The 22,042-nt window shown below is 69.1% G+C and carries 19 protein-coding genes; 13 read left to right on the plus strand and 6 right to left on the minus strand.

Going from position 1 to position 22,042, the window contains the following annotated elements:
- Positions 1 to 58: 58 nt before the first annotated feature.
- Positions 59 to 1,360 carry a sensor histidine kinase gene (locus tag G6N16_RS11030; RefSeq protein ID WP_083029630.1) on the minus strand — a complete coding sequence of 434 codons (1,302 nt, stop codon included), beginning with the start codon at positions 1,358 to 1,360 and terminating at the stop codon, positions 59 to 61.
- Between the two features lie 80 nt (positions 1,361 to 1,440).
- On the opposite strand from G6N16_RS11030, the gene G6N16_RS11035 reads away from it, so the two are divergent.
- Complete coding sequence (locus G6N16_RS11035; RefSeq protein WP_083029687.1) at positions 1,441 to 2,103, plus strand: response regulator; 663 nt, start codon at positions 1,441 to 1,443, stop codon at positions 2,101 to 2,103.
- 15 nt (positions 2,104 to 2,118) lie between these two features.
- Here G6N16_RS11035 and G6N16_RS11040 read toward each other — a convergent pair whose 3' ends face one another.
- Positions 2,119 to 2,310 (minus strand): ferredoxin, encoded by a 192-nt coding sequence (locus tag G6N16_RS11040; protein ID WP_083029631.1) that lies wholly within the window; start codon positions 2,308 to 2,310, stop codon positions 2,119 to 2,121.
- A 120-nt stretch (positions 2,311 to 2,430) separates the two neighbouring features.
- Complete coding sequence (locus G6N16_RS11045; protein WP_083029632.1) at positions 2,431 to 4,032, minus strand: PE-PPE domain-containing protein; 1,602 nt, start codon at positions 4,030 to 4,032, stop codon at positions 2,431 to 2,433.
- Positions 4,033 to 4,220: 188 nt separating this feature from the next.
- Between G6N16_RS11045 and G6N16_RS11050 the strand changes: the two genes are divergently transcribed.
- From G6N16_RS11050 to G6N16_RS11075, 6 genes are all read left to right on the plus strand, one after another.
- A complete protein-coding gene (locus G6N16_RS11050; RefSeq protein ID WP_083029633.1) occupies positions 4,221 to 5,426 on the plus strand; it encodes a thiolase family protein in 1,206 nt (401 codons plus the stop codon).
- Between the two features lie 3 nt (positions 5,427 to 5,429).
- A complete protein-coding gene (locus tag G6N16_RS11055; protein ID WP_083029634.1) occupies positions 5,430 to 5,855 on the plus strand; it encodes a Zn-ribbon domain-containing OB-fold protein in 426 nt (141 codons plus the stop codon).
- An 8-nt stretch (positions 5,856 to 5,863) separates the two neighbouring features.
- Positions 5,864 to 8,074: an acyl-CoA dehydrogenase family protein gene (locus G6N16_RS11060; RefSeq protein ID WP_083029635.1), complete on the plus strand. Its 2,211-nt coding sequence runs from the start codon at positions 5,864 to 5,866 to the stop codon at positions 8,072 to 8,074.
- Entirely contained in the window at positions 8,071 to 8,673 is a 603-nt protein-coding gene (locus G6N16_RS11065) for a TetR/AcrR family transcriptional regulator (RefSeq protein ID WP_083029636.1), read from the plus strand. The genes G6N16_RS11060 and G6N16_RS11065 overlap by 4 nt, the downstream gene beginning before the upstream one ends.
- 104 nt (positions 8,674 to 8,777) lie before the next feature.
- Positions 8,778 to 9,938, plus strand: coding sequence for an acyl-CoA dehydrogenase family protein (locus G6N16_RS11070; RefSeq protein WP_083029637.1), 1,161 nt, complete (start codon positions 8,778 to 8,780; stop codon positions 9,936 to 9,938).
- A gap of 253 nt (positions 9,939 to 10,191) precedes the next feature.
- On the plus strand, positions 10,192 to 12,342 hold the full coding sequence (locus G6N16_RS11075) for an LGFP repeat-containing protein (protein ID WP_163787855.1): 2,151 nt from the start codon (positions 10,192 to 10,194) through the stop codon (positions 12,340 to 12,342).
- A 94-nt stretch (positions 12,343 to 12,436) separates the two neighbouring features.
- Here the strand turns inward: G6N16_RS11075 and lexA are convergent, their stop codons facing one another.
- Complete coding sequence (gene lexA / locus G6N16_RS11080) at positions 12,437 to 13,105, minus strand: transcriptional repressor LexA (RefSeq protein WP_083029639.1); 669 nt, start codon at positions 13,103 to 13,105, stop codon at positions 12,437 to 12,439.
- A 130-nt stretch (positions 13,106 to 13,235) separates the two neighbouring features.
- Here lexA and G6N16_RS11085 point away from each other — a divergent pair, with 130 nt between their 5' ends.
- From G6N16_RS11085 to nrdR, 4 genes are all read left to right on the plus strand, one after another.
- Positions 13,236 to 13,667, plus strand: a complete 432-nt coding sequence (locus tag G6N16_RS11085; protein ID WP_083029640.1) for an MmpS family transport accessory protein — start codon at positions 13,236 to 13,238, stop codon at positions 13,665 to 13,667.
- Positions 13,664 to 16,552 carry an MMPL/RND family transporter gene (locus tag G6N16_RS11090; protein ID WP_083029641.1) on the plus strand — a complete coding sequence of 963 codons (2,889 nt, stop codon included), beginning with the start codon at positions 13,664 to 13,666 and terminating at the stop codon, positions 16,550 to 16,552. Before G6N16_RS11085 ends, G6N16_RS11090 begins: the two co-directional genes overlap by 4 nt.
- Before the next feature lie 280 nt (positions 16,553 to 16,832).
- The gene (locus G6N16_RS11095) at positions 16,833 to 17,351 is read left to right on the plus strand and encodes a LysM peptidoglycan-binding domain-containing protein (RefSeq protein WP_083029642.1); all 519 of its coding nucleotides are present in this window, start codon (positions 16,833 to 16,835) and stop codon (positions 17,349 to 17,351) included.
- A gap of 91 nt (positions 17,352 to 17,442) precedes the next feature.
- Positions 17,443 to 17,901 carry a transcriptional regulator NrdR gene (gene nrdR, locus G6N16_RS11100; protein ID WP_083029643.1) on the plus strand — a complete coding sequence of 153 codons (459 nt, stop codon included), beginning with the start codon at positions 17,443 to 17,445 and terminating at the stop codon, positions 17,899 to 17,901.
- A gap of 18 nt (positions 17,902 to 17,919) precedes the next feature.
- Here nrdR and G6N16_RS11105 read toward each other — a convergent pair whose 3' ends face one another.
- Both G6N16_RS11105 and G6N16_RS11110 read right to left on the minus strand, forming a co-directional pair.
- On the minus strand, positions 17,920 to 18,942 hold the full coding sequence (locus G6N16_RS11105; protein WP_083029644.1) for an alpha/beta fold hydrolase: 1,023 nt from the start codon (positions 18,940 to 18,942) through the stop codon (positions 17,920 to 17,922).
- Positions 18,943 to 18,980: 38 nt separating this feature from the next.
- Positions 18,981 to 19,946 (minus strand): proteasome assembly chaperone family protein, encoded by a 966-nt coding sequence (locus tag G6N16_RS11110; protein WP_083029645.1) that lies wholly within the window; start codon positions 19,944 to 19,946, stop codon positions 18,981 to 18,983.
- A gap of 138 nt (positions 19,947 to 20,084) precedes the next feature.
- Here G6N16_RS11110 and G6N16_RS11115 point away from each other — a divergent pair, with 138 nt between their 5' ends.
- Together G6N16_RS11115 and G6N16_RS11120 are read left to right on the plus strand one after the other, a co-directional pair.
- Positions 20,085 to 20,900, plus strand: a complete 816-nt coding sequence (locus tag G6N16_RS11115) for a trypsin-like serine peptidase (protein WP_083029646.1) — start codon at positions 20,085 to 20,087, stop codon at positions 20,898 to 20,900.
- Positions 20,901 to 20,987: 87 nt separating this feature from the next.
- Positions 20,988 to 22,037: a DUF4192 domain-containing protein gene (locus G6N16_RS11120; RefSeq protein WP_083029647.1), complete on the plus strand. Its 1,050-nt coding sequence runs from the start codon at positions 20,988 to 20,990 to the stop codon at positions 22,035 to 22,037.
- Positions 22,038 to 22,042 lie beyond the last annotated feature (5 nt).

Here is a 22,042-nt window from a genome sequence, read left to right on the forward strand (position 1 = left end):
GGAGCCATCCGGGCCAATCTGGGCCCGCGCGGGCCATCGGCTCCGGCGGGTGGGCCGCTCAGCTCACCGGCACAGTCACCGACGCCGTCAGCCCGCCCTCGGCGCGGGTGGAGAATTGCAACGTCCCGCCGAGTGCGTCGATGATCTGCGCCACGATCCACAGGCCCAGCCCTGCAGTTCCGCGGCGGTCCGACAGGCTGACGAACTTGCCGGTCAATGCGCCCATGTTCTCCTCCGCGACGCCGGGGCCGCGGTCGTGAACGGAAATCCGCAGCTGGTCCTCGCTGCGTTCGAACACTACGTCGATGGGACGTTCCCGGCCGTGCCGCGCGGCGTTTTCCAGCAGGTTGGTCAACACCCGGCGAAGGGCCTGAGCGTCCACAGAGATTGCGGCAGTGTCGCCGCGCTGGGTGATCCGCAGTCGCGGTGGCTGCAGCCCCACCGTGTCACCGGCCTCGATCACCAGTTCCTCAAGGTTGATGCGACGGATGCGTCCGGAGGAGAACGCGGGCTGCCTGCTCAGATTGACGTCCGCCAACGCGTCGAGCATGTCAGCTAGATGCCGGGCGTGCCGGCCGGCCAGGCGTATCGTCGCGGCACGATCCCGTTGCGTCATCGGCGTCTCGTCGGCGAGTGCGGCGGTCAGCGCATCCAACGATGCAACCGGCGTTCGGAACTCATGCAACAGGACCTGCAGTCCCTCCTGCTGCGCTTGGTAGGAGCGCAGCAGCCGTGCACGCAGGTCGCGTTCTTCCTCGGCTGCGGCGTGTTCGGCTTCGGCTTCCACCAATGCCTGTATCCGCGAACGGTGTTCACGTTCAACCAGAATCGACAGTCCACCGCTGAGGACGGCGATGAAGACCAGATACAGCGCCCACCATGCACCCTGGAGCAGCGCCGGCAGCGCCGGGCGGTCTGTCGTCGCGGCACCGGCGATGACCAGGGTGTATCCGACGCCCAGCAGAACGGCGAGCGCCAGGCACTCGACGAAGGTCAACCGCGCCGCGGACGCGATCACCACCAGGAACAGCGCGAGGGCTACCGGGCTGGCGGCGCCGCCGGTCAGCCACACCAGCGTCAAGGTGAGGGCCGCATCGAGCGCAGACACCAGCGACGCATAGGCGGTGCGCCGAACCTCGAACCGGGGGAACATCATCAGCACGCACGCATAGGCCAGAGCGGTGGCCAACACCACGCCGAGCGCGACGAGATGGCTCCGCATCCAGTCCGGACCGGTGCCGGCGAGGACGCCAACCGACACCACCACCGCGACTCTCACCGCTACCACGACGCGCGCCAGACCGTAACCGTCGCGGGACGGAACGAACAGGGCACTCAGTCGCGCTGAACCGATGTTCATCTGCTCGACTTTAGGCAGCGACGACATCCGGGACTCCGGTATCGGGAACCACCCCGAGCGGCTGCGTTACCATGCGGCTGATGACACATCAACCCCTGGTGCTGGTCATCATCGATGACCACGAGCTGTTCGCGGAAGGGCTGGAACTGCTGCTCGCCCGAGACGGGGGAACGCAGTTCGTCATCGGCGGGCGCACGACGTTTGTCGAGGAGGCATCCGAGCTGGTGGCCGCCTGTAACGCCGACGTTGCGATCGTCGATCTCGCCATGCCTCCGCTGGGCGGAGTTGCGGCGATCCGGCACATCAAGGCACGCCATCCCCGTACCGGGATACTCGCGTTGTCGGGCACTGGGGATATGAACCTGGCCGAAGACGCATTGCGTGCCGGGGCCGACGGTTTCCTGTCCAAGACCCTGCGGCCGGAAGCGCTTGTCGGCCCCCTGGCGGCCATTGCCTCCGGTCTGCGGGTCCTCGACCCCGCCCTGCTCGACTCCCTGCTGTCGCAAACCCGTGGGGCCCGTTCGGACGTGCTGGAATTGTTGACCCCGGCCGATATCCGGCTGTGGGGTCTGCTGTCGGGCGGTATGGAGACCGCGGACATCGCGGCCCGGCTCCTGGTTTCGGAGCGCACGGCCAAGCGGATGGTGGCGTCACTGCTCCACAAGCTCGGGGTGACCAATCGGATCGCCGCGGCAGCTCTGGCGGGACGATGCGGCATCGAGGACGTTTCGACGGTTCAGTGATTGCGCCGCGCCGGTTCAGGTCACCCGTAGTGCCTGGGCAGGGCACATCGCGGCGGCCCGGACTACGGCGTCACGGCAGGTTTCTGCCGGGTCGGGATCCAGAATGACGACCTGCTCACTGCCGTCGGGCAGGTCGAACACCTCGGACGCCGCGAGCAGGCACTGGCCGTGGCCTTCGCACAGGCTGTAATCGACGGTGATGTGCACGTTTCCTCCGATCTCGGGTGATGGACTCGAGTATCGGTGTCGGGGCACGATGTCGACGTTGTCCGCACGCGCCAATCGGTGGCCTGCGCGTGCCATCTTGGGTATCGACTGGTTCCGCGGTCAGGCGGCAGGCTTGACCCGTGCCGGCCGATGCTTGGTGACGCCGGGGGACCGGTCGGCGCCGGTGACGGTGCGGACCAGGTCGCGCACCGGCCGCGGGCGCTGCGGTGTGCTCACCGTGTCATTGGCGCCCTCGGTGCCCGGTTCTTCGGCCTTGACCTGGTCGGTCTTGCGGTCGTTGTTCGCTGCGACGGGCCGGGGTGCGACGGACTCCCGGGTCAGCTGCGGCAGTGACAGGAGCTTCTTGGGGTTCGGCCGGATGGCGGTTTCGGGCGCGGTCGCGGGCACTTTCAGCTCGGAAGGCTCTGCGGGCACCTTGACCTCGGACGGGGCAGCGGACGCCGCCAGCCTCGAGGTATCCGTCGTCGTGGTGAGGGTCGACGGGCCGTTCGGATTCGTCGAGCCGGGCAGGTCCGGGATCTGTCCGGTGCTGATGGTCTTCCGCGCGGCGTTGAAGCCCTCCGGCACGTCGTTGATCAGGTCACGGGCCAGCGTGATCGGGTTGACCAGCGGCACGATGCCGAACGGGCTGGGGGACGAGTAGTCGGAGCGGTCGTACCCGGTTTCGATGAGCGTCTGCAGCGTCGGCTGCAGGGCGGCGACCAGCGGTTTGATCACCACGCCGGTACCGGTGGCATCGGCGAGGTCCAGGAACGGCTGGACGAGCGGCAGGGATTTGGCCGGCAGCGTCACATACAGGGTGTCCGAGGCGGGCATCTTCTGGCAGGCGGCCCCGGACGGATTATCCGTGCAGCCCTTGATGATGCCCTTGATCTCGGTCGAGGTGTACTGCCACGGTCCGGTTTGGGTGTCGCCGCGGGGATCGATGTAGGTGCCGTGTACGTACCAGAATCCGGCCAGCGCGTTGAGGTCGGCCAGTACGTTGATCGGGTACTTCGGGAAGTCGGCGACGCCGTCGTACTGGAAGGCGATATCGGTGGTGTTGACCTCCCGTTCGCCGTCGTCCAGCGGGGTGGTGTCGGTGGGGGTGGGCTGGCCGAAGGTGGCGTCCAGGATCGGCACCGTGCCCAGGATGGCCAGCCGCTCGAACACCCCGCCATTGGGCCGGTTCGGGTTGCCGATCAGCACGAACTGCAGTGCACCGGGTTCGGGCATGACGGCCGGCGGGTTGGTGCTGGACAGGTACGTCTTGTACCGGCTGGACACCGTCGCACCCTGGGAGTAGCCGAAGATGACGATCTGACCGCCGGGGTTCGTGCTGGAGATCCCGTACTGGGTGGCCAGCGAGGCGACGCCCTGCCCGACCGAATCGTTCCACTTCGCGCCGGACAGTCCGCCCCAGCCGGGCAGCGGGATCGGCCAGAACTGAGCGGGGTAGTCCACCCCGGTGCCATGGCAGCCGGTGGAGGTAGCGCCACAGACCCCGGTGGGATTTACGAAGTAGTCGATGGAGTTGTCGATGTAGTTCTTGGATTTCTCGGGGATCTGCGTCCCGGTCCCGGGTACCACCAGCACCTGGGCCGCCGCCCAGCTCAGCGCCGCCAGGCCCATTCCGGCAAACGCCAGGGCCGCGGTCACGACGAGGGCCACTGCCGCCGTCATGATCCGATGGGCCGCAGTGGCCAGTCGTTCCTTGTACATCGTCGGCCCCTCCCGCCGGACGCCGGCGGATCCACACCGGTGCGGGTCAATCCTCGCACCGGGGCGGGGAAGATACCGGTAAAACGCGCAGACTGGGGTGGTTTGCGTCACAATTTGACCAGGAATGAGAATACTGTTCTAGTTTTATCCCGGAGGTCGCCGCATCGCGCGGCGACGGAAGGGAACCCATGGGTTTGCGAGGCGAAGCCGCCATCGTCGGATTCCACGAACTGCCGTGCGTCCGCAGACCGACCGGGAACCCCGAATTCACCCTCGAGCAGTGGGCCCGGCTGGCCGCCGCCGCCATCGACGACGCCGGTCTGTCCGCCGCCGACGTCGACGGTCTGATCACCACCGGGGTCTTCGAATCCGAGATCTTCGTGCCCTCCACCGTGGTGGAGTATCTCGGCATCCCGGTCGACTTCGCCGAGTACGTCGACCTCGGCGGCGCCTCGGCTGCGGCCATGGTGTGGCGGGCCGCCGCGGCGATCGAACTCGGCATCTGCTCGGCCGTGCTCTGCGCGATTCCGGCCAACTTCCTGACGCCGATGAACCCGGCCCGGCTGCCCAACATGGGCGACGCCGTGCACTTCGGCGCGTCCAGCTTCCGCTACGGTTCACCGCAGGCCGAGTTCGAGATCCCCTACGGCTACCTCGGTCAGAACGGCCCGTACGCGCAGGTCGCGTCGATGTACGCCGCGGCCTACGGCTACGACGAACGCGCGATGGCCAAAATCGTCGCCGACACTCGCATCAACGCCAACCACACCCCCGGTGCGGTATTTGCCGACAAGCCGGCCACCGTCGACGACGTGCTGGCCAGCCCGCTGATCGCCGACCCCCTGCATATGCTGGAGATCGTCATGCCGTGCATGGGCGGATCGGCGGTGCTGATCACCGACGCGACACTGGCGCGGCGCAGCCGCAACCGCCCAGTCTGGATCAAGGGCTTCGGTGAGCGGGTGCCCTACAAATCGCCGGTATATGCCGAAAACCCGCTGCACACACCGATGTTGACGGTCGCACCCGCCGCGTTCGCGATGGCCGGACTCACCCCCGCCGATATGGACATGGTGTCGATCTACGACTGTTACACCATCACCGCGCTGCTCACGCTGGAAGACGCGGGCTTCTGCGAGAAGGGCGCCGGCATGGCCTTCGTCGCCGACCACGACCTGACCTTCGCCGGTGACTTCCCGATGAACACCGCCGGCGGGCAGCTCGGCTACGGGCAGCCCGGCAACGCCGGCGGCATGCACCACGTCTGCGACGCGACGCGGCAGCTGATGGGCCGCGCCGGTGCCACCCAGATCGCCGACTGCAACCGGGCTTTCGTCTCCGGCAACGGCGGCGTGCTCAGCGAACAAGAAGCCCTGGTACTGGAGGGGGATTAGCGAATGACCACCGCCGAAACCGCATTGGGCAGGCCGCTGCCGCTGCCCACCCCGGTGTCCCAACCGTACTGGGACGGACTGTCCCGCGGGGAGGTGTGGATCCAGTACTCGCCGTCGAGTGACCGGTATGTCTTCTACCCGCGGGTGCTGGCACCCGGAACTCTTGCCGACGACCTGGAGTGGCGCCGGATCTCCGGCAACGGGACCCTGGTCAGCTTCACCGTGGCCCGGCGCCCGGTGGCCGCGCACTTCGCCGCCGAGACCCCGCAGATTCTGGCCGTGGTCGCCTGGGACGAGGGGCCGCGGTTTGCCACCGAGATCGTCGACACCAATCCCGAAGAACTCCGCATCGGGATGGCGGTGTGGCCGGTGTTCACCGAACATCCCGACGGCGGCGTGACCCTGTTGCGCTACACCGCCGCGCGGTAGGGCCGGCCATGGTTGTCGCCGTCACCGACGAACAACACGCTCTGACCGCGGCCGTGGCCGCGCTGGCCGAGCGCCACGCCACGCCGTCGGCCACCCGCGCGGTGCTCGACGAGCTGGCTGCCGGAACGCCGGTTCGGGTGTGGAATGTACTGGTGCAGAGTGGTTTTCCGGCCGTGCACCTGCCCGAGGACTGTGGTGGCTCCGGCGGTGGCCTGATCGAGGCCGGGTGCGTGGCCGATGGTGCCGGTTACGGCCTGCTGCCCGGCCCGCTGTTGCCGACCATGATCACCGCGGCGCAGGCCGCGGCCGCACAGCCCGGGCCGGGCCGCCGGGACCTGCTGGCCGACATCGTCGCCGGCATGCCGGCCGCGACCGCGGGTCCCGACGTCGCTGCCGTGCGGCTCACCCACACGCCCGACGGCCCGCGGCTGACCGGAACCGTCGGCCCGACGCTCGGGCTGTGCGCGGCACGCCGGCTGCTGCTGGCCGCCCGCACCGGCGACGACGCCGTGGTCTGGGTCGTGCTGCACACCGCCGGATGCGATGTTACCGCCGAACCGGGCACCGACCTGACCCGCGACGTCGGCACCCTCGAACTGGCCGATCACCCGGTCGATCCAGCGAACATCGTCGACGGGTTGACTCCCGGCCACGCCCGGGAACTCGCCGTCGCGCTGCTGTCCGCCGAGGGCGCCGGCATTGCCCGCTGGTGCGTCGACAACGTCCTGGCGCATCTGAAGTCCCGCGAGCAGTTCGGCCGACCGATCGGCGCGTTCCAGGCGCTGCAGCACCGCGCCGCCGGGCTCTACGTCGACGCCGAGCTGCTGGCCGCGGCGGCCTGGGACGCCGCCCGGGCGGGCGACGGCGACGCCGACCAGCGCGCCGCGGCCGCGGCGACCGCCGCCATCGCCCTGGCCGGGCTGCCCGACCTGGTGCTCGACGCGCTCACCATGTTCGGCGCCATCGGCTACACCTGGGAACACGACCTGCACCTGTACTGGCGCCGCGCGATCGCCATCGCCGGGGCCACCGGGCCGACCGGGGATTGGGCCGCCCGGCTCGGTGACCCGGACGGGGTTGCCCGCGACTTTCACCTCGAATTACCGGACGTGGAAACGCAATTCCGCGCCGACGTGGTCGCGGTCCTCGACCACGCGGCGACCCTGGACAACGAGACACCGGGCCGCCAACACCCCGACCACGCCAACCTGCGCAGCGGCGCGCAGCGCGATGCGCTGGCCGCCGCCGGGCTGCTGGCACCACACCTGCCAGCGCCCTGGGGACGCGGCGCCGACCCCGTGCAGCAGCTGATCGTCGCCGAGGAATTCGCCCGCCGGCCGTCGGTGACCCGCTCCTCGCTGGGTATCGCCGAATGGATCCTGCCGACCATCCTGACCTTCGGCACCGACGAGCAGCGCGGCCGGTTCGCGGAATCGATCCTGCGCGGCCACACCGCGTGGTGCCAGCTGTTCTCCGAACCCGGCGCCGGATCGGATCTTGCGGCCCTGCGCACCCGAGCAACCCGGGTCGAGGGCGGCTGGCGGATCAACGGCCAGAAGGTGTGGACGTCGTTGGCCGAGCGCGCCGACTTCGGGGCACTGCTGGCCCGCACCGACCCGGACGTACCGAAACACAAGGGCATCAGTTACTTCCTGCTCGACATGAGCACGCCCGGCATCACCGTCCGCCCGCTGCGCACCGCCGGTGGACCCGCCCACTTCAACGAGGTCTTCCTCGACGACGTGTTCGTGCCCGACGACGCCCTGGTGGGCAGCCCGGGCGACGGCTGGACGCTGGCGATCGCCACCATGGCCAACGAGCGGGCCGCGATCAGCGGCTACATCAACGACGACCGCGAATCGGTGCTGCGCACACTGGTCGCAGCGCGTCCGGATCCCGACGGCCGCCGGGCCCTGGGCGACGTACGCGCCGCCACCAACGCCATCCACGCGCTGAACCTGCGGGAGACCCTGAGCCGGCTCTCCGGGCACGGACCGGGCACCGCCACCAGTGTCGCCAAGGTCGCCACCGGCCGCGTGCTGCGCCGGATCGGCACGGCCGCACTGGAACTCGCCGGTCCGGCGGCGCTCGTCGACGCCCCCGGGGACACCGCCGTCGCGCACCTGTTCCAGTTGCCGGCCGAGTTGATCGGCGGCGGCACCATGGAGATCCAGCTGAACATCATCGCCACGATGATTCTCGGCCTGCCGCGGTCATGAACGCACCTCCGCCGACGGTCGACCCGCACGACGGTCTGCCCGGCTACAAGAGGGCCCGCCGGGACCAGATCGTCGCCGCCGCGATGGCGGCGCTCAAAGAGCACGACTACGACCAGATCCAGATGCGTGACGTCGCCGACCGCGCCGACGTCGCACTGGGCACCCTGTACCGGTACTTCAGCTCCAAGGAGCATGTTTACGCCGCGGTGCTCACCGCGTGGGCCAAACCGGTGCTGACCGCCCCCGAGCCGACCGGCGACGCCGAGCAGCGGGTGCGCGACAAGGTTCGCGGCATCATCGCCAGCTTTGAGCGACGCCCGGCGTTCTTCAAGGTGTGCATGCTGCTGCAGAACAGCACCGACCACAACGCCGCGCAGCTGATGGCCGCGTTCGCCGACATCGCCTGCGACACCCTGGCCGCGGACTTCGCCGCGCTCGGACCGCAGGGCGCCGCCGACGCCGCCATCATGCTGTGGGGGATCGTCAACACCATGCTGTCGGCCGCACTGCTGCGTGGCTACCCGATGGCTGATGCCTACCGGGTCGCCGACGCGTTCATCGATCTGGTGGCGCCGCAACTGGCCGGCAGCACTTCGTAACGCCCGCCCGGACGAGGGCTGCGTCACAACCCGTCGGTCAACCAACCGGACGGTTGGGGTAAATTCGGCGCCAATATTTCGGACCCACTTCCCGGAGGCAATCCATGGGCAATGTCATCAAGTACGACCGCACGCTGTTCGAGCCGGAGCACGAGCTGTTCCGCGAATCGTTCCGCGGGTTCCTGGACAAGCACGTCGCGCCGTTCCACGACGAGTGGGAGAAGAACAAGATCGTCGACCGCAACGTCTGGATCGAGGCCGGCAAACAGGGCTTCCTGGGCATGGCGGTGCCCGAGGAGTACGGCGGCGGCGGCAACGGCGACTTCCGCTACAACGTCGTGATGGGCGAAGAGACCGTCGCCGGCCGCTACAGCGGCCTCGGCTTCATGCTGCACAACGACGTCGTGCTGCCCTACCTGCTGCGGCTGGCCACCGAGGAGCAGAAGCAGCGTTGGCTGCCGGGCTTCTGCACCGGCGAGATCATCACCGCCATCGCGATGACCGAGCCCGGCACCGGCTCGGATCTGCAGGGCATCAAGACCCGTGCGGTCCGCGACGGCGACCACTACATCCTCAACGGCTCCAAGACGTTCATCACCAACGGGATCCTCTCCGACCTGGTGATCGTGGCCGCGCAGACCGACCCGGAAAAGGGTGCGATGGGCTTCTCGCTGTTCGTCGTCGAGCGCGGCATGGAGGGCTTCGAGCGTGGCCGTCACCTCGACAAGATGGGTCTGGACGCCCAGGACACCGCCGAACTGTCCTTCACCAACGTCCGGGTGCCCGCCGAGAACCTGCTCGGCGAGGAGAACATGGGCTTCCTCTACCTGGTGCAGAACCTGCCGCAGGAGCGCATCTCGATCGCCGTCATCGCCGCCGCCGCGATGGAGGCCGTGCTGGAGGAGACCCTGCAGTACACCAAGGACCGCAAAGCCTTCGGCAAGCCGATCGGCAGCTTCCAGAACAGCCGGTTCCTGCTGGCCGAGCTGGCCACCGAGGCCACCGCGGTGCGCGTGGTGATCGACGAATTCCTCAAGCTCCACCTGGAGGAGAAGCTGACCGTCGAGCAGGCCGCGATGGCCAAGTGGTGGTCCACCGAGAACCAGGTGAAGCTGATCGACCGCTGCCTGCAGCTGCACGGCGGCTACGGCTACATGCGGGAATACTCGGTGGCGCGGGCCTACCTCGACGCCCGGGTGCAGACCATCTACGGCGGCACCACCGAGATCATGAAGGAAATCATCGGGCGCAGCCTCGGCGTCTGAGCCCGATCGGTGAACGCGGGCCCCGGCGGTTTGCCGGGGCCCGCGTCTCGTCGAGCAGGCATATCCCCAGCAAATACCGATGCGAAACGGGTCGCAGCTGCGGCACTTTCCGGTCTCAGATCGGTAATGTCCGGGTCGACGACGACAAACAGTCTCCGGAAATCGCTATCGTCGCGGGGTTGAGGAACACGACGGTGGATCGCCCGGAAGCGGTGAGTGGTGCATGACCAGGCAACGAAAACCAATCAGCCGCGTGCTGAGGCTCGCAGTGCCGGCGTGGTTTGCCGTCGTTGCCATGGCGGCGTTTCTGGTGGCCGCGCCGGCCTCCGCGACCCCGGAAAGCGATGCCGACGCGGCGATCACCGCGGCCTGGGAGGCCGCCGGCGGAGTCGACTCACCCCTGGGTGACAAGGACGGCGGGGTGTACGCCGCCGGATCCGGTTTCGTGCAGAACTTCCACAACGACGGTGCCATCTACTTCACCCCGGAGACCGGCGCGCACATCATGTACGGCCGGATCCTGGACCGCTACCGCGAGCTCGGCGGCCCGGTCGACAGCGACCTGGGCTTCCCGACGGTCGACGAGGGCGTCGGCCGCGTCAGCGCGGACAGCCGCAGCAGTGAGTTCTCCGCCGCCGATCACCCGGTGATGTTCTGGACCCCGGACACCGACGCCTGGGTGGTGCGCGGCGCCATCAACGCCGCCTGGGACCACCTCGGCGGATCCGCGGGGGTCATGGGCGTCCCGACGGCCGACGAAAGCTACAACGGTTCGGTCATCACCCAGTCGTTCAGCGGCGGCACCATCGCCTACGACACCGCGACCGGCGCATTCACCGAACCCGCCGATCACCTCGGCGAACTGGCCGGTCTGCCGATCCCCGGTGACGCGAGCTCCGCCATCAACACCGCGTGGCGGATCGCCGGCGGCAAGGGCGGACCGCTCGGAGCCCGCGAGGGAGACCCGGCCGCCGTCGGCGACGCCGGGACCGTGCAGAACTTCGCCGGCGGCAAGATCTTCTACACCGCCGACACCGGCGCCCACGCCCTGACCGGGCCGATCCTGGAGCGCTACGAATCGGCCGGCGGCCCCACCGGTGAACTCGGTTTCCCGACCAGCGGCGTGGTCGACGGCGGCGTGCCCGACGGCACCCAGGCCAGCTTCGCCGCGGCCGAACACCCGGTCATCTTCGCCACCCCCGACCACGGCGCCATCGTCGTCAACGGCCCGGTGAAGGCGGCCTGGGACAAGCTGGGCGGGGCCACCGGCCCGCTCGGGGTCCCCGTCGCCGAGCACGATATCGACCGCGACGTGATGACCCAGAAGTTCAGCGGCGGTGAGCTCACCTTCAACGCGACGGACCGCAAGTTCAGCGTCACCCCGGATGCGCTCGCGGGCCAGCTGGAAGGGGTCGAGGTCGCCAACACGGCGCTGCCGACCACCCCCGCGCCGCCGAGCGTCGCCGCCAAGAAGGGCACCGGGGCCGGTTGGTCCTGGCTGTGGTGGCTGCTGCCGGCGGCCGCGCTGGTGCTGATCCTGCTGCTGGTCTGGCAGGCCGCCCGTCGTCGCAAGAAGGCGCCGGCGGTGGTTGCCGGTGACGACGCGGACGCCGAGTACCTGCGCCAGGGCTACGGTCGCGGTCAGGACTACGACCGCCAGGGTGACTACGACCGCCCCGATGCCTACGACTACGACGAGCCGGAGTACCACGAGGCCGGCTATCGCACGGACGACCAGGACGGTCACTACGACGAACCCGGATACGACTCGCACTCCGGCTGGCGTGAGGACGACCTGGGCGCACCGGCACCGAGTTGGGAGGACGAGAACTCCGGTACCACCGAGGTGGTCATCCACGACGAACTGTTCACCCACCAGGGCTCCCACGCCCGGCGGGGGGAGGACGTCGACGACCAGGACGCCGTCGACACCGCGCCGACGCGCTACGGATTCAGCGAGGACATCGTCGTCGACGAGACGCCCTCGGGACGGCACGCGGTAGCCGAGTCGGCATCTTCGTCGCTGCTCCCGCCGCTGCCGGACTGGGGCGACAAGTACGGCCAGTTCGAGGACTACTCGTCGGGCTACCGTGAGCCCGCGCCCGGCGCCGACTACTCGTCCGGTCCCGCGGCCTACGCCGCCGAACCGGCGGCGCCGGAACGGGTTGCCGAACCCGTCGAGGAAGCGCCCGAGCCCGCTGCGCATGGCGATTCGGCCTATCCGGCGATCCATCTTCCGCTGGACGACCCGAACCAGGCACCTCCGGGGTTCCCGATAAAGGCGTGCATGCGCTCGGGCAACTACCACTTGCCCGGCGGCGCGTACTACGAGGAGACCGTCGCCGACATCTGGTTCGCCGACGAGGAGCACGCACAGGCCAACGGTTTCCACCGGGCCGACTGACGCAGTCGGCCCGGCTGGGTTGGGGTGCCTAGATCCGGCGGATTACCGTCACCCCTTTTTCCGCGGGGCCAACGGCCCGGCTGGGTTGGGGTGCCTAGATCCGGCGGATTACCGTCACGACCTTGCCGAGGATGACGGCGTCGTTGCCCGGGATCGGGTCGAAAGCCGGGTTGTGCGGCATCAGCCACACCTGGCCGGCGGTGCGTTTGAAGGTCTTGACCGTCGCCTCGCCGTCGAGCATCGCGGCGACGATATCGCCGTTGTCGGCGACGTTCTGCTGACGCACCACGACCCAGTCGCCGTCGCAGATCGCCGCGTCGATCATCGATTCGCCGACCACCTTCAGCAGGAATAGGGTTCCCTCGCCGACGAGTTCCCGCGGCAGCGGGAAGACCTCCTCGACGGCCTCTTCGGCCAGGATCGGTCCGCCGGCCGCGATCCGGCCGAGCACCGGGACGTAGGTGGGAACGGGTAGCGCATCGGAACCGGCGACCTCGGTGGTCGCGGCGTTCGGGCCGGAGTCGGCCGACTCGATGGTGACCGCGCGCGGCCGGTTGGCATCGCGGTGCAGATAGCCCTTGCGTTCCAGGGCGCGCAGCTGATGGGCCACCGACGAGGTGGAGGTGAGCCCGACGGCGTCGCCGATCTCACGGATGCTCGGCGGGTAGCCCCGAGTGGCCACTGATTCGCGGATGACCGTCAGGATGGCGCCCTGCCGCTTGGTGAGGTCCGCGCCGGCCCCGGTTTCAGTGCTATCGACCATGTAGGCGAATATAGTCCGCCCTCGCACATTTATCAAACATCTGTTCGAGCGCGTGTCTCCGCCTTGGCTAATACCATACCCCGTATGGTATTTATGGAAGGATCGTCGAGCCGAGACTGAGGAGACCGCGATGTTGGCGCTGCTGAAAAGGAGCTGGGTGGCGATCGTCGTGCTGATCGCCGTCGCCCTCGGTGCGGCGGGCGTGATCCAGTTGCGCGCGAAGTTCGGTTCCGACGAGATTTTCGCCGCGTCCGACCATCGACCGGAGACGATCGTGCCGTTCAATCCCAAGCAGGTCACCTACGAGCTGTTCGGGCCGGCGACGGCCAGCGGCAAGGTGAGTTTCCTCAACGCCGAGGCCAAGCCGCAGGAGGCCGTCTTCACCGGCCTGCCGTGGACACACAGCTTCTCCACCACCATTCCCGCCGTCGTCGCCAATCTGGTCGCCCAGGGCGACAGCGACACCCTCGGCTGCCGGATCACCGTCAACGGCGCCGTCAAGGACGAGCAGCAGGCCTCGGGCTCCTCGGCGCAGGCGTTCTGCCTGGTGAAGGCAGCATGAGCAGCGCAGGCGGTAGTCCGCGCCCCGCGTTCCCGCGATTCGTCCGGGCCTTCGCCGTCCCGATCATCGTGATCTGGGTCGCGCTGACGGCCGCGGTCAACCTGCTGGTCCCGCCGATCGAGTCGGTCGCCCGCGACCACGCGGTGTCGATGTCGCCGGCCGACGCGCCGTCGGTCATCGCCGCCAAGCGCATCGGCGCCAAGTTCGAGGAGTCCGACTCCGACAGCATGGTGATGGTGGTCCTGGAGGGCGACGAGCCGCTCGGCGCCGCGGCACACCGCTACTACGACGGCCTGGTCACCGCACTGGAGGCGGACACCGACCACGTCCAGCACGTGCAGAACCTCTGGGGCGACCTGATCACCGCCGCCGGCAACCAGAGCAGCGACGGCCACGCCGCGTACGTGCAGATCAACGTTGCCGGCAATCAGGGCAGCACCGAGGGGATCGCGTCGGTCGACGCGGTCCGGCACATCGTCGAACAGAACCCGCCGCCGGACGGCATCCGGGCCTATGTCACCGGGCCCGCGGCACTGATCGCGGACATGAACGAGGCCGCCGACAAATCCATGCTCATGATGATGGGCGTCACCGGCCTCGTCATCATCCTGATGCTGGCGGTGGTCTACCGCAGCGTGTCCACGGTGTTGCTCATCCTGGCCATGGTCGGTGTGTCGATGGGCACCGCGCGCGGGGTCGTCGCCCTGCTCGGCGACCACCACCTGCTGGGATTCTCCACGTTCGTCGTCGCCCTGCTGTCGTCGCTGGCCATCGCCTTGAGCACCGACTACGGGATCTTCCTGATCGGCCGGTACCAGGAGGCCAGGCAGAACGGCGAGGACCCGGAAACCGCGTACTACACCATGTTCACCGGCACCTATCACGTCGTGCTGGGCTCCGGGCTCACCATCGCCGGCGCGACGTTCTGTCTGCACTTCGCCCGGCTGGACTACTTCAAGACCCTCGGCATCCCGTCGGCGCTGGGTCTGCTGGTGGTGATCGCGGCCGCGCTGACCGCTTCACCGGCCATCGTCGCGGTGGCCACCAGATTCGGCCTGCTGGAACCGAAACGGGCGATCAAGACCCGCGGCTGGCGGCGGATCGGCACCGCAGCGGTCCGTTGGCCGCTGCCGGTGACCGTGGCCAGCATCCTGATCGCACTCGTCGGCCTGATCATCCTGCCGACCATGAAGATCAGCTTCAACGACCGCTACTACATCCCACAGGATCTGCCGTCCAACGTCGGATACACCGCGGCGGAACGGCATTTCAGCGCCGCCACCATGAATCCCGACATCCTGATGGTGGAAACCGACCACGACATGCGCAACCCGGCCGACATGATCGTGCTGGACCGGATCGCCAAGGCCGTCTTCCGCACCCCGGGGGTGGCCCGCGTCCAGGGCATCACCCGGCCGCTCGGCGGCCCGATCGAGCACAGCTCGATCCCGTTTCAGATCAGCATGCAGTCGCTGCCGATCACCGAGAACCTGCAGTTCATGCGCGACCGGATGACCGACATGAAGAAGATGGCCGACGATCTCGGCGCGGTGGTCGCCCCGATGGAACGCATGCAGGCACTGATGACGAAGATGAACGCCACCACGTCGAACATGACCGACGACATGGCCGCCATGACGGTCAACCTGGCCGACATGCGGGACAACATCGCCGATTTCGACGACACCGTCCGGCCCATCCGCAACTACTTCTACTTCGAGCAGAACTGTCTGAACATCCCGGTGTGCGCGGCGATCCGGTCGGTCTTCGACGCACTCGACGGCGTCGACAAGTTCAGTGAGAACACCACCTCGATGCTGGGCAACATGTCGCAGTTCCGGGCCGTCTTCCCGCAACTCATCGCGCAGCTCCCGCCGATCATCGCGGTCGTGAAGTCCGTGCAGGGCACCCTGCTGACCCTGCACAGCAGCTTCAACGGCCTGGTCACCCAGATGGGCCGGATGACCGACACCGCCACCGCCATGGGCGAGGCCTTCGACCAGTCGAAGAACGACGACTACTTCTATCTGCCGCCCGAGGCGTTCGACAATCCCGACTTCCAGCGGGGCCTGGCGCTGTTCCTGTCCCCGGACGGCAAGGCGGCCCGGTTCATCATCGTCAACGCCAACGATCCGGCCACGCCGGCGGGCATCGCGGCGGTCAAGCCGGTCCTGGAATCGGCCCGGGCCGCCGTCAAGGGCACCCCACTGGCCGGCGCCGACTTCTCGCTGACCGGCACCGCGGCGGTGTACAACGACATCCAGACGGGGACCGCCTACGACATCATGATCGTCGGGCTGGCCGCGGCGACCCTGATCTTCGTGGTGATGCTGATCATCACCCGAGCGCTGGTGGCCTCCGCCGTCATCGTCGGCACGGTGCTGCTGTCCCTGGGCGCCGCGTTCGGCTTGTCGGTGCTGGTCTGGCAACACCTGCTGGGCCTCGAACTCAACTGGATCGCACCGGTGTTCGGCGTGATCATCCTGCTGGCCGTCGGCTCCGACTACAACCTGCTGTTGGTGTCGCGGTTCAAGGAGGAGATCGACGCCGGGCTCAACACCGGCATCATCCGGTCGATGGGCGGCACCGGCGGGGTGGTCACCGCCGCCGGCCTGGTGTTCGCCTTCACCATGACCTCAATGGTGGCCAGCGACCTGACCTCGATCGGTCAGGCCGGATCGACCATCGGCATGGGTCTGCTGTTCGACACGCTGCTGGTCCGGTCGTTCATGACGCCGTCGATCGCCGCGCTGCTCGGCCGCTGGTTCTGGTGGCCGCAGAGGGTCCGGCCCCGCCCGGCCAGCACCATGCTGCGGCCCTACGGCCCTCGCGCCCTGGTGCGGTCCCTGCTGCTCGGTGAGGGATCGGAGAAGACGCCCGGCTGACCCGAACTTGTCGGTGTTGGTTATCGCCAAGCTCGCCGCTCGACTTGTCGGTGTCGATTTACCGCCAAGCTCTTCGCGGCTCCGCGCGGGTAACCGTCACGCTCTTCGCGGCTCGTTCCTCGCCGCTCGACGTGCCGGGCCTCGCCGCTCGACTTGTCGGACCCTCGCGCTAGTGTTCGGACACAGTTCGATTACGCGTTCGATTTCTACTGGATATTCGAACGGGTGCTCGAATATAGTTCGAACACATAAGCGACATATCGACTTGAAGGGGACCGACATGACCGTACTGCACGACGACATCCGCACCGTCGACCTCGATGCGGTCGGCCCGACCGCGTCCCGTCCGGCTCACCTGGACTATCCCGCCCGGCGCGCCGCCCGCCCCATCCGGGTGGCCCCGCGTGCCGTCACCCGCCGGCCCCGCGGCGGTGCCCGGCCCGCCGGTGCCGCGCTGCGTCACTCCGGCACCGGGGTCCGGTTCTCCCGGGCCGCCCACCGGCGCCGCCCCATCACCGCGGGCACCACGGTCGGGCTGGCCGTGCTGGCCGCATTGATCACCGTGTGGCTCGGACTGGTCGGCCAGTTCGGCGGCCTGGCGACGGCGCCCGAGCAGACCGCCGTCGCGGAAACCCTGGCGGTGGTCCGGGTGCAGCCGGGGGAGACGCTGGCCGCGCTGGCCGCCCGGGTGTCCCCGCAGCTGTCCACCGATCAGGCCGTGGCGCGCATCCGGGACCTCAACATGCTGGAGTCGGCGCCCCTGCAGGCCGGGCAGACGCTCATCGCCCCGATCGGCTGAACCGGCGATGGGAACCGGTGTGTGCGTCGCGGGCTCTGTAGGCTTGCCAACGGTACCGCCGCTCCCGTCGCGGTGCCGGGAAGGATCGGTCGTGCACTGCCCGTTCTGCCGGCATCCCGATTCCCGCGTGGTCGATTCCCGGGAAGCCGATGAGGGACAGGCCATTCGGCGGCGACGCTCCTGCCCGGAATGCGGTCGGCGGTTCACCACCGTGGAGACTGCCGTCTTGGCCGTCGTCAAGCGCAGCGGCGTCACCGAGCCGTTCAGCCGGGAAAAGGTGATCCAGGGTGTGCGGCGGGCCTGCCAGGGCCGCGACGTCGACGACGACGAGCTGAACCTGCTCGCCCAGCGGGTCGAGGACGCGGTGCGCGCCGCGGGCTCCCCGGAGGTCCCCAGCAACGAGGTCGGCCTGGCCATCCTGGGCCCTCTGCGTGACCTCGACGAGGTCGCCTACCTGCGATTCGCGTCGGTCTACCGGTCGTTCGAGTCGGCCGAGGATTTCGCCCGCGAGATCGAGGACCTGCGCCGTCACCGCGCCGACGCGGGATAGCCGACACCCATAGCGGCCTCAGGTCGCGCTGCGCTCGTCCTCCTCGATCGCCTCCAATACCGCCGCTCGGGTCTGCGCGGACCCCGAGAGCGCCTCGTCATCGGTTCCGGCGCACAGCAGCGCCCGTAGTCGATCCTGGTCGTACACCGCGGGTTCGGTCTCCTCGACGAACCGCGTGACGACGTCGATGAAGCGCTCGGGATCGTCGGCGAACGGGTAGTGCCCGGCCCGGTCGAAGATCTCCAGTCGGGAGCCGGGCATGGCGGCATGTGCCATCCGGGCGTGGCTGACCGGGATGACGACGTCCTGTCGCCCCCAGATCAGTTGCACCGGAACAGATTCGGTCAGATAACAGCGGTCGAGCATGGTGACTACCTGGCCGCGCCAGTCCACCACGGCCCGCAACGTGCGGGTGAAGGCCGACGACGCCCGTGGCTCGGGAAGTTCGGTCAGAATGCGCAGCATGTGCGGTAGGTCCCGGCCGAGCCCGGTGGAGCCGACCAGTCCGCCGCCGAAGCGGCCCAGCGCCTGCAGCGTGGGCAGCACACCCGGCACCCGCAACAGCGCCAGCGCCTCGCTGCCGCCGGGCAGTGACGCGGCGCGCAGCGCAATGTTCACCTCGCGGGTCACCCCGCCGGTTCCGACCAGGATCAACCGCTCCACCAGTTGGGGAAACTGGTAGGCGAACTGCATGGCCACCCCGCCGCCGAGGGAATGCCCGATCACCGTGGCCCGGTCGATGCCCAACAGACTGAGCAGATCACGCATCCCGTTGGCGTAGGCCGGCACCGAATAGTCCGCTCGCGGCTTGTCCGAGCGACCGTGACCGAGCAGGTCCGGGGCGACGACGGTGAACCGCTCGGCCAGACGGGCGTGGACCGGGTACCAGGCCGTGGCGTTGTCGCCGATCCCGTGGATCAGCAGCAGCACCGGCCCGGATCCGGCGATCCGGAACGACCGGCGATAGCCGTGGATGGTACGGAACTCCACCCGTGGGTTGAAGGTGTCGGCGGGACAGGGGAACGGGTCGGAAATGGTCACGGCGGCCCACCTCGGATGTCGGCGCCGCCACCGCGGCGCTAGATCCTGCCCGGATCGCCCCCCAACGAATCACCGGACGGGCCGTCGGCCTGCTCGGCAAGGAAACGTTCGAACTCCGCGCCGAGTTCGTCGCCGCTGGGCAGATCCTCGTCCCGGGCCAACAGTGACCGGGACTCCTGGGCGGCGACGAATGCATCGTATTGGTTCTCCAGCGCCGCCACCACTTGAGCGACCTCCTCGCTGGCCGCCACCTGCTCGTCGATCTTCGCGGCGATCTCAGCGGCCCGCGCGGTCAGCTCACCGGTCGGCAACGCCAGCCCCGCCGCGGCGCAGACCTGTTCCAACAGGGTCACCGCAGCGGCCGGGTAGTCGTTCTGGGCCAGATAATGCGGCACGTGCGCGGTGAAACCGATTACCTCGTGCCCGTGCTGGCCCATCCGGAACTCCAGCAGACTCGACGCGCTGCCGGGCACCTGAACCTCGCCCAGCCACGGGGTGTGCGAGGAGATCGCCTCGCGGTTGTTCGAGTGGGCGGTCAGGGTGATCGGGCGGGTGTGCGGAACGGCCATCGGGATCGACCCCATACCGATGGTCTGGCGCACCCCGAGCCGCTCGGCCAGCAGCCGCACGGCGGTCACGAACCGCTCCCACTTCAGGTCCGGTTCCACCCCGGTGAGCAGCAGAAACGGCGTGCCCAGCGAATCGCGCAAGGCATACAGGCTCAGCTCGGGATCCTGGTAGTCGGTGAAATGGTCGGTCTTGAACGTCATGGTCGGGCGCCGAGACCGGTAATCGAGCAGCTCGTCGACGGCGAATGAGGCCACCAGCTCGGAGGGCAGGCCATCCTTGAGCTGCGCGGCGGCCAACCGAGCGGCGTGGCCGGCGTCGGTGAATCCCTCCAGCGCATGGATCAGCACCGGGCCGCGACCATCCGCGGAGGTCAGCTGCGGTCCCGGGAATTCCAGCTCGTACATGCCGGACGGCTCAGGTCGCGAGTCATCCATCTACGTGTCCCTTTCTGCTCAGGCGTCCAGTGTCTCTCATCTGCGCCGCTTTGTTTAACGCCGGGAGTTCCCGGATTCATACCGCGGCACACGTACCGGAATCTGACGATCGCCGGCACCTGCGGCAAGATTGAGGGCATGCGTGTGCCCGCGGTGCTGATGGTGGTGTTGATGGCCGCCGCCGGCTGCGCCGTCGGCGCGTCCGGGTCGCGCCCCGCCGAGCACCCGCTGAGCACCCCGCCGACGTCCACCGGCGAGGTGGTCGCGGTCGGCGCGGTGGAGCTGCCGGCGGCCGTGCCGGTGTCCCCGGACCCACGCATCGGAGCGGTGTTCGTCGGCGACACCCAGCTGCACAGCTGCACCGGATCGGTGTTGGACAGCCCCGGCGGCGACCTGGTGCTCACCGCCGCGCACTGCCTGGCCGACGGGGTGCCGGCGCAGTTCGTCCCGGCCTTCTCCGACGCCAGCGCGGACGCCCAGGTCTGGTCGATCGACGATGTCTATCTGGATCCGCGGTGGCCGGCAAGCCAGGATCAGCGTGCCGACTACGCGATCGTGCGGGTCAGCGACAGCGCCGGGGACCGGATCGAAAGCCGGGTCGGCGGTGGCTTGCACATCGGGACACCACCCGCCGCCAACACCGCGGTGCGGGTCATCGGCTACCCGATGGGCGTCGGTGGCGGGCCGGTGAGCTGCGCCGGACCCACCGGGGCCGCCCAGGACGGGTATCCGTCGCTGCCGTGCGACGGGATGGTCGGCGGCACCAGCGGCGCGCCCTGGCTGGCCGGGTCGACGGTCGTCGGCATCATCGGCGGCCTCGACGGTGGCGGGTGCCGCGAGGACGCGTCGTTCTCCCCGCCGTTCGACGGGGCCATGCACGCGGTGCTGGCCCGCGCCGAGGCCGGCGGGCCCGGCGACCAGGCGCCGGCGAGCTTCGGCAGCGACGACTGCTGATCCACACTCTCGCCGTCATCCCCAGCCGGGTGCCCGCGGCGGTGTCGGTGCACTCGCTACCCCGGCGATCCTTGGGACCGTCGGGGCATGAGAAAACAACGCAACCTCCCCGATTTCAACAAACCGGGCACCCTGATCGCCGGGCTGCCCGCCATCCTGGGCTTCGAACCGGAACAGTCCCTGGTGCTGGTCACCCTGGCCCACCACCAGCTCGGAGCGGTGCTGCGCGTCGACCTCGATGACGGCCTGCCGGAGCGTTTGGCGGATCTGGCGGGCGTGGTCGCCGCCGGTGGTGCGGACGCGGTGGTCGCGGTCGTGGTGGACGCCGACGCCGCGTTTCGCCCCGACGAGGTCTACCTGCCGGTGCTGGCGGACCTGGCCGACGCGCTGGCCGATCTCGGTGTGCAGGTGGTTACCGGGGTGATCGTGGACCGCGTCGCCGCCGGCGGCCGGTGGCGGTGCGCCGACGGGTGTGGGCGCCGCGGACGGGTCGACGACCCGCGACTGTCGCCGCTGGCCGTCGCCGCGGTGGTCGAGGGCCGCCGGCTCTACCCCCGACGCACCGACCTGGCGGCGACCGTCGAGATCGCCGACCCGGACCGGACGGCCGAGCTCGAGCCGTTGCTCGCGGCTGCCGCCGAAGCCGCCGGCGCGGAGCGGCGGACGGCGCCGCAGGTCTGTGCCCGTCGTGAGGTCGAGGCGGCGATCGAACTCGCGCAGCGGCTGCAGTCCGGACGGCCGCTCGACGACGAGCGCCTGGTGGCCGTCGGGCAGTCACTGACCAACATCGCGGTCCGGGACGTGCTCTACGGGCTGGCGGTGGGGGAGTTGGCCGACGCGGCCGAGGAGCTGTGGGAGACGTTCGCCCGGGTGCTTCCGGGCCCGTGGCGGGTGGAGGCACTCGGGCTGCTGGCGTTCAGTGCCTACGCGCGCGGCGACGGCCCGCTGGCCGGGATCGCCCTGGAGGCCGCGCTACGCGCCAACCCGGTGCACCGGATGTCGGTCATGCTCGATTCGGCGATGCGCGGCGGCCTGCGGCCCGAGGACATCCGCTCGCTGAGCCGTGCGTCCTACCGCCAGGCAGCTCAGATCGGGGTGACCCTGCCGCAGCAGGTCCCGGACCGGCGCGCCGGGTGATCGGC

It is taken from the genome of Mycolicibacterium insubricum (assembly GCF_010731615.1).
GTDB classification, from domain to species: domain Bacteria; phylum Actinomycetota; class Actinomycetes; order Mycobacteriales; family Mycobacteriaceae; genus Mycobacterium; species Mycobacterium insubricum.